General features: G+C 68.8%; 4 protein-coding genes. All 4 read right to left on the bottom strand.

All coding sequences use genetic code 11. The features are described from left to right. Positions 1–138: 138 nt before the first annotated feature. Positions 139–768 carry a fasciclin domain-containing protein gene (locus ABZ749_RS32510; protein ID WP_357234619.1) on the bottom strand — a complete coding sequence of 210 codons (630 nt, stop codon included), beginning with the start codon at positions 766–768 and terminating at the stop codon, positions 139–141. A 162-nt stretch (positions 769–930) separates the two neighbouring features. Beyond that, positions 931–1,854, bottom strand: a complete 924-nt coding sequence (locus ABZ749_RS32505) for a serine hydrolase (RefSeq protein ID WP_357234617.1) — start codon at positions 1,852–1,854, stop codon at positions 931–933. Beyond that, entirely contained in the window at positions 1,847–2,374 is a 528-nt protein-coding gene (locus ABZ749_RS32500) for a hypothetical protein (protein ID WP_357234615.1), read from the bottom strand. The genes ABZ749_RS32505 and ABZ749_RS32500 overlap by 8 nt, the downstream gene beginning before the upstream one ends. 303 nt (positions 2,375–2,677) lie before the next feature. After that, on the bottom strand, positions 2,678–3,193 hold a 516-nt coding region (locus tag ABZ749_RS32495), incomplete at its 5' end, for a SigE family RNA polymerase sigma factor (RefSeq protein WP_357234613.1).

Here is a 3,193-nt window from a genome sequence, read left to right as displayed (position 1 = left end):
AACCCCACCACCCGGCCACCCCCTTCCGCTTTATTGGTGAGTGTAGTACAGCGGTGGGCCGTCCCTACGGGGCTGCCTGGGTGGGGCCCGCCCCGGGCCGGCGGTTTGCCGGCCGGGGCTCGACGGGGGTGGACACCCTCAGCTCTTGGGCATCAGGACGCTGTCAACGATGTACACGGTGGCGTTGGCCGTCGAGACGTTCCCGCAGACCACCATCGAGGTGCCGTTGACGGTGAACGACGTACCACTACCGGTCACCGTGACGTCGTCGCCCTGCATCGTCTTGTGGGTGCCGGCCAGGGTGTCCGGGGACAACTGGGTCGGCACCACGTGGTAGGTGAGGATCTTCTTCAGCATGGCGTCGTCGGCCAGGACCTTGTCCAGGTCGGCCTTCGGGATCTTGGCGAAAGCGTCGTTGGTCGGCGCGAACACCGTCACGCCCTGCGCGCCGTTGAGCGAGTCCACCAGGTTGGCCTGCTTCACGGCCGTGACCAGCGTCGACAACAGTGGGTTACCGGACGCGGCGGTGGCCACCGGCACCTTCGCCATTGCCTCGAAACTTCCCGGGTTGGACGAATCGGTCGGCACGGCCGCGCACCCCGAGCCGAACTGACCCGACATCATCATCGACGGCGAAGCCGAGGCCATCGGCGCGCTGGCCGACGTACTCGGCGTTCCGCTGGCGGTGTCCTCGCCGTCGGTTCCGCCGCAGGCGGACAGGGCCAACACGGCGATCACGCCGACCGTGGCAAACAGGCGCCGCTTCATACGAACTCCTCAGATGCTTGTACTCGATTGCTGCTGTCATGAGGCATTCGAGGCAGACCCGCAGACGGATGGGTACAAGATCGGGAATTGTGTGCTGCCGGCGATGACAGGCGCCTACCCGGCAGGTCGACCGACCCACTGTCGGCCTGAGCGGACGCGGGCCTACCCCGGCGACAGCCCGTCGTGCGCAGTGGCGGCGCGCAGCTCCTTGAGCACGTACGTGGCGGCCTTCTCGACGACGCGGATGCCCTCCTTCTGACTCACGTGATGGTCGGAGAGCACGGCGATCAGCCAGTCATGATCGGCCTCGACGACCCGCCCGATGCTGTTGACCAGCCAACGACCCCCGTCAACATCAGCGGTGTCCCAGCCGTTCTTGACGTACTCGGAACGACCGCCCGGCTCCCGTGCGGCGGTGACCCCCCACCGCTGCTCGGGGATCACCTTCTTCATGAGACCCATGACGAAGGTACGGTCCTGCGGGGTCAGCGGTCCCGTCGGCGACGTCAGCGCGGTCAGCAGACGAAGCTGGTCGGCGACCGTGGTCGTGGTGAGTCCCCAGTGCGAGTTGGGCTTCGTCTCACGCAGGCCGAGCTCGCGGTTCGCGGCGTTGAGGCCGCGCGAGCCCTCGATCCGCTGCCACAGGGCCACCGCCGCATCGTTGTCACTGGACACGATCATGGCCTCGGCCAACCGCCGGGTGCCGGAACTCAGGGCCTTGCCCGGCGGGTTCTGGCGCAGCAGGAGAGCCGCGAGGATGTTGACCTTGACGATGCTGGCGGTCTCGAACCGTTTGGCGCCGACCGTCACCGAAGCCGTTCCCTGCCGATCCAGTGCCGCGACCGCCAGGTGGCCGTCGTACCGCTCCACGTAGGCCTTGATGCGCATTCTCGCCTGGCCGATCCAGTCGATGGCCGGCGTCGTGGGGATCGGGCTGGCCGGGGAGGAACCGTGCGATGGTCCGGCTCCGTCGCCGTCGCGGCCGCGCGTGGCACCGAAGGCGGCCGTCGCAACGCCGGCCAGCGACACGGTGGCCGCGGAGAGAACCCAGCGTCGCGACAGCCGCCGGCCAATCCGCTCAGCCAAGGCGGGCCACCACCCTCGCCGCGATCGAGTCCACCACGGCCTGACTGCCCGGATCGGGCAGGCGGACCGTCGAGACCGTCTCGCCTCGTCTCACCATCACGAAGTACGTGACGGTGCTCGGGGCGTCCGCATGTGCGATGCGACCTCGAATGAGCATCCCGGCGCCCTCCAGATAATGCGGATCCACGACGTCGAACGAGACCTGCGATCCGAGGACCGGGTAGCTCGCACAGCGCAGGAGGACCCGACGGACGTCATCGACGTTCCGCTCGGCCCATCCAGGTTCGTACGTCTCCACGACGTGGTGGGCCGGCGACGAGCCGTCAGACAGCCGGTAGTAGCGCTCCACGGCAGCGCGCCGATGGGACTTGGCCAGGTAGTCGCTGCTCCGGTAGTCGGGACAGCTGTCCTGCTCCCACGGCCAGGCCGCCAGACCGGTTCGCGCGTCGTCCTCGTGCCAGTCCGCTCCCAGATCGCCCGCCCCCAGCAGCAGACCCGGGTCGCCCCGGTCCGCGTTCACTGTGTGCAGCTCGTCGGAGCCGACACCGGCCTCCCCCCGATCGCACCCTGCGGCCATCACCAACAACGCCGACAGGACCGCGACCGAACCTCGGCCTCTGCCGCGAATCCGGCCTCGGCTCGTCCTGCTGCTCGATACGGACACCGAGAACCTCCCCAGACGCAGATACCTGCCACCACACGTGGCGCTTCGGCCGACGCGTGGCGGCACCTTCGTCGCCGCCGCAGCACCGACGCGCCGGTTCGCCGGCCGACGGTCCGACCCCAAAGGGATCCGCCACACCCCGCCCGCAGACGGGACCCGTCAATGGCGTTCCTCGGCGAACAGCTCGGAACGGGTCTCGCCGAGCAGCTCGCGCAGCCGGTTGAGGGAGCGCATGCTCTGGCTCTTGACGACGGCGATGGAGACGCCCACTACCTCGGCGGTCGCCTCCACGCTCAGGTCGTCCCAGTAACGCAGGACGATGATCGCCCGGTCCCGCAACGGCAGGGTGGCGACCGCGTCCAGCAACGTCATGCGCAGCTCAGCCGGATGTTCCTCTCCCCGCTCCGGCGGCGTCGACATCGCCAACTCGCGGCTGGAACGACGTCGCTGCTGGTCGAGCATGCAGCGCAGCAGTATCTTGCGGGCGTACGCGTGGGGATCGTCGGCCCGGCGGACCCGCCTCCAGTTGGCGTACACCTTGGCCAGCGTCGTCTGGGTGAGGTCCTGGGCGAGATGCCAGTCGCGGCACATCAGGAAGGCGGCGTCGCGCAGCCGGCCGGCGGCCGCCTGCGCGAACTCCACGAAGTCTTCGTCAGCCATTCGACCGGGCCAACT

The sequence above is a fragment of the Micromonospora sp. NPDC047753 genome, from assembly GCF_040642735.1.
Classification (GTDB): domain Bacteria; phylum Actinomycetota; class Actinomycetes; order Mycobacteriales; family Micromonosporaceae; genus Micromonospora.
This window is presented reverse-complemented; position numbering and strand designations above follow the sequence as displayed.